This window comes from Streptomyces sp. NPDC049040, from assembly GCF_043197715.1.
In the GTDB taxonomy this organism is placed as follows: Bacteria; Actinomycetota; Actinomycetes; order Streptomycetales; family Streptomycetaceae; genus Actinacidiphila.
In genome coordinates this window covers 729,349-735,943 of sequence record NZ_JBICTO010000003.1, presented here as the reverse complement: position 1 = coordinate 735,943, position 6,595 = coordinate 729,349, and the positions used below count along the sequence as shown (strand labels likewise).

4 protein-coding genes are annotated in these 6,595 nt (G+C 73.1%); 2 read left to right on the top strand and 2 right to left on the bottom strand.

From position 1 onward, the window contains the following. Positions 1 to 146 precede the first annotated feature (146 nt). Complete coding sequence (locus ACGFMP_RS12455; RefSeq protein WP_393672081.1) at positions 147 to 1,112, bottom strand: phosphatase PAP2 family protein; 966 nt, start codon at positions 1,110 to 1,112, stop codon at positions 147 to 149. A 378-nt stretch (positions 1,113 to 1,490) separates the two neighbouring features. Here ACGFMP_RS12455 and ACGFMP_RS12450 point away from each other — a divergent pair, with 378 nt between their 5' ends. Further along, positions 1,491 to 3,074 (top strand): MFS transporter, encoded by a 1,584-nt coding sequence (locus ACGFMP_RS12450; protein WP_393672080.1) that lies wholly within the window; start codon positions 1,491 to 1,493, stop codon positions 3,072 to 3,074. Between the two features lie 63 nt (positions 3,075 to 3,137). Continuing rightward, a complete protein-coding gene (locus ACGFMP_RS12445) occupies positions 3,138 to 4,346 on the top strand; it encodes an acyl-CoA dehydrogenase family protein (protein WP_393672079.1) in 1,209 nt (402 codons plus the stop codon). A 53-nt stretch (positions 4,347 to 4,399) separates the two neighbouring features. Here the strand turns inward: ACGFMP_RS12445 and ACGFMP_RS12440 are convergent, their stop codons facing one another. Then, a complete protein-coding gene (locus tag ACGFMP_RS12440; protein WP_393672078.1) occupies positions 4,400 to 6,589 on the bottom strand; it encodes an MMPL family transporter in 2,190 nt (729 codons plus the stop codon). Positions 6,590 to 6,595: the final 6 nt, after the last annotated feature.

Genomic DNA, 6,595 nt, shown 5'->3' with positions numbered 1-6,595 from the left:
GCCGGGGGCGGCGCGCGGGGGGCGGGGGCCCGGGCCGGGGGGGGGGGGGGGGGCCAGGGCGCCCCCCCCCCCCCGGGCCCCCGCCCGGCGGCCCCCCCCCCCCCCCCCCCCCCCCCCCCCCCCCGGCCCGGTGACCGGTGGGCGGATCAGCCCGCGACGCCCCGGCGGCGGGCGGCCTGCTGGTGGACCAGTGGCGGAGCCGGGCGGGGGCGTTCCACCGGGGGGCGGCGGCTGCCCGCGGGAGTGCTGGGGGTGCGCTCGTGGCGGCCGGTCGGCGGCCGGATCGGCGGGTGCGGGGTGTTCGCACCCGGTGCGGTCGCCGTGCCGGCAGGAGTCGTGGCGCTGCTCGCGGCGACCGAGGGGCGGGCCGCCTGCGTCCCGTCGGCGGAGTCCTCCTGCTGCCGGGCGAGCGCGGCGGCAGGCATGGTCTGCCGGGCCAGGCTGCGCGAGCGGTCGCGCCGCCGTGCCCAGGAGCCGGTCAGGAAGTCCTCGGCCCAGGCCATCGCGGGTTCGAACCACGGCAGCGCCAGCAGGATCAGCAGGCCGGCCGCCCAGCCGAGCAGGACGTCGCTCACCCAGTGCGTGCCGAGGTAGACCGTCGTGGCGCCCACGCCGAGCGCCAGCAGCGCGCTGCCCACCGAGCCCCAGCGCCTGGCCCGCGGGGTCGTGGCCAGATATGCCAGGACGCCCCAGGTCACCACCGCGTTGGCGGTGTGACCCGAGGGAAATATGTCGCCGCCGGCGAACATCTCGGCCGATCCGACGGTCGTCGCGTAATGCGGGCCGAGCCGTCCGAGGCCGTATTTCACGGCCCCGACGGTGATGTTCAGCAGAAGCAGGGAGGTGCCCAGCACCAGCAGCGGGTGAAGGGTGCGGCGTCGCCACGCCCGCCAGCCCAGCCAGGCGAGCACCATCACGGCAGTGGGTCCGCGCTGGCCGAGGACCACGAAGTAGTCCAGGAACGCATGGATCTGCGGCCATTGCTTGTAGGGACGCCAGAGCATGACCTGCCAGTCGAGCGTCACCAGCTTGGATGTGGTGAGGACGCCCACGACGATGGCCACGTAGACCGCCAGCGTCGCACCGAACAGCCATACGCGTGTTCGACTCATCCGCGGCAGAGCGCGGTGGGCCGGGCGCTCCGCGGCGCGGTGGAGCCTGTCATCGGTACGCACTCAATCGACGTTACAGCGTGTGACGGCTTGGGTCGGCCGAACGGCCTGCTTTGTAATGACGATGTGATGTGGACTGCGTCTCACCACCCCTTTGGCTGACGGGGTTTCGGCGGAATACGGGAAGGTCTGAAGTTTATGTTCGGGTGTTGATACTCACACTGCCGTGTTCTTATTTATCGCTTATTTCCCTGCCCTTTCTCCGGAGTTTCCCGTCCGCTGGCCGGTACAGCGTGTCCGCGAACGCCCTCGGAGCCCGCCGGAGCCCCGCCTGGTCTCGCGTACGCTGGCGGCTCACTCGTTCGTGGAGGTAGGCCCATGACGCGGCCGGTCAGCCGGTGGACCATCCTGGTGGTGCTCTGCGTCAGCCTGCTGATCGTGGCCCTGGATGCGACCGTGCTGCACGTCGCGGTGCCGGCGCTCACCGAGGACCTGCACCCCGGCGCCCAGGACCTGCTGTGGATCGTCGACGCCTACCCGCTGATCGCCGCCTCGCTGCTGATCCTGTTCGGGACGCTGGGGGACCGGATCGGCCGCCGCCGGGTGCTGCTCACCGGCTACGCGCTCTTCGGCGCCGCCTCCGCGCTCGCCGCCTTCGCGCCGACCCCGCACGTACTGATCGCCGCCCGCGCGCTGCTCGGCGCCGGCGGCGCCATGATCATGCCCGCCACCCTGTCGATCCTGCGGCAGGTCTTCCCCGACCGGCGCGAGCGGGCGCTCGCGATCGGGATGTGGAGCGCGGTCGCCGCGGTGGGCGCCGCGGTCGGGCCGGTGCTCGGCGGCCTGATGATCGAGCACTTCTGGTGGGGTTCCGTCTTCCTGATCAACATCCCGCTGATGGCGGTGATGCTGCCGGTCGGCCGGCTGCTGCTGCCCGAGTCGCGCGGCGGCTGCGACGGGCCATGGGACGTGCTCGGCGCGGTCACCGCGGCCCTCGGCGTGCTGGGCGCGGTCTTCGGCGTCAAACGGCTGGGCGCGGGCGCGTCCCCGCTGGACACCTCGGTGTGGCTGCCGCTGGTCGCGGGCGCCGCCCTGCTGGTGCTCTTCGTGCGCCGCCAGCGCCGCCGCGAGCACCCGCTGATCGACGTGCGGATGTTCGCGCAGGCGGCCTTCACCACCTCGGTCGGCTGCATCGTGCTGGCGATGCTCGCCCTGGTGGGCCTCGAACTGGTCGCCGTCCAGTACCTCCAGCTGGTCCTCGGCCTCAGCCCCCTCGACACCGGCCTGCGGCTGCTGCCGCTGACCTTCGCCGCGATGGCGGCCGGCCTGGCCGGCTCCCGGCTCCTCCAGCGCTTCGGGCCGCGGCGGATGGTGGCGGGCGGCTTCCTGCTCACCGCGCTGGCCGTACTGTCACTGACCGCGATGGGCCAGCACGACCGCCCGCTGCTGCTCACGGCCGCCTTCGTGATGCTCGGGGCCGGCCTGGAAGCGACGCTCTTCGGCGCCTACGAGTCGATGCTCAGTGAGGCGCCTGCCCGCCAGGCGGGCGGCGCGGCAGCGATAGGCGAGACGTCCTACCAGCTCGGCGCGGGGATGGGCATCGCGCTGCTCGGCAGCGTGATGAACGCCGCGTACGACCCGCACGTCCCCGGCGTCGACTCCGCCGACAGCGCGGCCGCCGGCCAGTCGCTGGGCGGCGCCTACGACGTCGCGGACCGGCTCGGCGGCGGCAGCGGGGCAGCGCTGCGGCACGCCGCGCGGCACTCGTTCGTCTTCGGCATGCATATGACGCTGCTGGTCAGCGCGGTCCTGCTGCTCCTCGGCGCCTGTGCGGCGCTGCGGCTGCCGCGCGCGATGGAATGCGCCCCCCGCGATCCGCGGCCCGCGGTGAGCAGGGACGCCCAGCTCGCGGCGCGCTCCGAGGCGCCGGCGGCCGTACGCTCTGGACGCGCGGCAGACTGATCCGTAACGTCAGCCGGGAACCGTTGTCACCACTGCTGGTTTTTGGGCCGGAGGTCCCCTGCCATGCCGCCCGCAGCGAAAGCGTCCACGTCCGGCCTGCCGCCGTTCGACCCGTACGACCCGCTGGGTCTCGACGACCTGCTCAGCGACGAGGACCGCGCGGTGCGCGACACCGTGAGGGCCTGGGCCGCCGACCGGGTGCTGCCGCACGTGGCCGGCTGGTACGAGCGCGGCGAGCTGCCCGTCATCCGGGAGCTCGCCCGGGAACTCGGCGCGATCGGGGCCCTCGGCATGCCGCTGACCGGCTACGGCTGCGCCGGTGCCAGCGCGGTGCAGTACGGCCTGGCCTGCCTGGAGCTGGAGGCCGCCGACTCCGGCATCCGCTCGCTGGTGTCGGTGCAGGGCTCGCTCGCGATGTACGCGATCCACCGCTTCGGCTCCGATGAGCACAAGGAGCGGTGGCTGCCGCGGATGGCCGCGGGCGAGGTCATCGGCTGCTTCGGGCTCACCGAACCCGACCACGGCTCCGACCCGGCCGGGATGCGCACCCGCGCCCGCAGGGACGGCTCCGACTGGGTTCTCGACGGCCGCAAGACCTGGATCACCAACGGGTCGGTCGCCGGTGTCGCCGTGGTGTGGGCGCAGACCGAGGACGGCATCCGCGGCTTCGCCGTCCCCACCGACACGGCCGGCTTCAGCGCCCCCGAGATCCACCACAAGTGGAGCCTGCGCGCCTCGGTCACCAGCGAACTCGTCCTCGACGGCGTACGCCTGCCCGCAGACGCGGTGCTGCCCGGCGCGACCGGGCTGCGCGGGCCGCTGAGCTGCCTGAGCCACGCCCGCTACGGCATCGTGTGGGGCGCCATGGGCGCGGCCCGCGCCAGTTTCGAGGCCGCGCTCGACTACGCGGGCACCCGCGAGCAGTTCGGCCGGCCGATCGGCGGCTTCCAGCTCACCCAGGCCAAGCTCGCCGACATGGCCGTCGAACTGCACAAGGGCATCCTGCTCGCGCACCACCTCGGCCGGCGGATGGACGCCGGGCGGCTGCGCCCCGAGCAGATCAGCTTCGGCAAGCTCAACAACGTCCGCGAGGCCATCGACATCTGCCGCACCGCCAGGACCGTGCTCGGCGCCAACGGCATCTCGCTCGAATACCCCGTCATGCGGCACGCCACCAACCTCGAATCGGTGCTCACCTACGAGGGCACCGTCGAGATGCACCAGCTGGTCCTGGGCAAGGCGCTCACCGGGTTCGACGCCTTCCGCGGCTGAGGGACGCTTCCGCGGCTGGGGAACGCCTCCGGCACAAGCCGGGGCGGCGCCGGCTACATGTGCACCCGCGGCAGGATCCGGTCCAGGCGGCGCGGGAACCACCAGTTGGCCCGGCCCACCAGGAACATCGTGGACGGCACCAGGATCAGCCGCACGACCGTCGCGTCGAGCACCACGCTGACCGCGAGGCCCAGCGCCAGCATCTTGACCACGACCGTGGGCGACACGGTGAACGACAGGAAGACCGCGGTCATGATGAAGGCGGCGCTGGAGATCACCCGGCCGGTCGCGGAGAGCCCCGCACCGACCGACCTGGTGTTGTCCGCGGTGCGGTGCCAGGCCTCGGAGATCCGCGACAGCAGGAAGATCTCGTAGTCCATCGAGAGCCCGAAGACGATCGCGAACATCATCATCGGCACGTACGACTCGATCGGCACCGCCTCCGGCAGCCCGAGCGCCCCCGTCCCCCAGCCCCACTGGAAGACCGCGACCAGCACCCCGTAGGAGGCGCCGGTGGTCAGCAGGTTGAGGATCACCGCCTTGAGCGGGATGACCAGGCTGCGGAAGACCGTCATCAGCAGCACGAAGGCGGCGACCAGCACGATGCCGATGATGATCGGCAGCCGGTCCTTGACCGTGTCGCGGAAGTCGAACTGGCCGGCGGCGGTGCCGGTGAGATAGCCCTGCGCGCCGGTGCCGCGCAGCGCGTCGGGCAGCACATGGTCGGTCAGCGCGTTGAACAGCCCCCCGGTGGCGGCCGACTGCGGATCGTCGGCCGGTGTGACCGTGCCGACGAGCAGCTTGCCGTCCGGGGTCGGCTGGAGCTCGGTGGCCTGCGCGATGTCGGGGGTGTCCTGGAGCGCCTTGTCGACGTCGTCACCGACCTGGTCGGCGGGCACGGTCGCGTGTGAGACGTCGACCACCACCGTGAAGGGCGCGTTGGCACCCGGCCCGAAGCCGGGGCCCTGCCCGGCCGAGATCAGGTCGAAGGCGACCCTGCTGGTGCTGCCGGACTTCGCGGCGCCGTCGTCGACATGGCCGAGCCGCATCGAGAACAGCGGCACGGCGAGCACCACGAGCAGTGCGACCCCGCAGGACAGGAAGGCCGCCGGGTGCCGGGAGACCAGTCGTGCGTAGCGGTGCCAGCTGTCGTCCTCACCCGCGGTCTCGGCGACCGGACGGTGGCGTACTTTCACGCGGTCGATGGCGCGGCCGGTCAGCGCCAGCGCGGCGGGCACCAGGGTCAGCGACGCGCTCGCGGTGACCACCACGGCGATGGTCGCGGCCAGGCCGAGCTTGCCGATGAAGCTGAGGCCGCAGGCGTACAGGCTCAGCAGCGCCACCGCCACCGTCGTCGCGGCCACCAGCACCGCATGGCCGCTGGACGCGCAGGTGCGCGTGACGGCGTCGGCGGGGGAGCGGCCGTCGATCAGGTCCTGCCGGAAACGGGTGGTCAGGAAGAGCGCGTAGTCGATGCCCACGCCGAGCCCGATCATGGTGGCCAGCGTCGGGGCCGACGTGGAGAAGGTGACCACGCCTGCCACGATGCCGACCACCCCGATGCCCACCAGCACCCCGACCAGCGCGCACAGCAGCGGCAGCACGGCGCCCAGCACGCTGCCGAAGACCAGCAGCAGGATCACCAGGGCGGCGCCGATGCCGACGAGTTCGCTGGTCAGGTCGTTGGCCGGGGCGTTGGTGACCTGGTCGAGGCCGCCGCCGTACTCCACCTGGACGCCGTCGGACCTGGCGGGCGCGGTCGCCTTGTCGAGCTGGTCGACGTAGCCGTGGCCGAGGGACTTCAGCTGCTCGTCGAAGGAGACCGTGGTGTACGCGGTCGCGCCGTCCTTGCTGGTGACCAGGGCCGAGGCGGCGGTGGCGTGCGGCATCGCGGCAAGGCCGGAGACCGCCGAGTCCACGGACTGCTGGTGGTCGGCCACCGTACCGCTGCCGGTGTGGAAGACGACGAGGCCGTTGGGAGCGGCCGCCGCCGGGTCCGAGGCCTTGAGCAGGTCGCCACCGGTGTCCGACCGGCTGCCCGGCAGGCTGAGCTGGTCGCTGAAGGTCGCACCGACGATGTGCCGGCCGCCGAGCGCGGCCACCAGGAGCACCAGCCACAGGGCGATCACCCACGGCGAGTGCCGGGCGCAGAAGCCGCCGATGCGGGCCAGCCTGCCGGCGGGGGTCTCGGGCACGCGGGAGGCGCCGGAGGGCGGCTCCGGCACGGGCGGGACGGACGTCACGGCGCC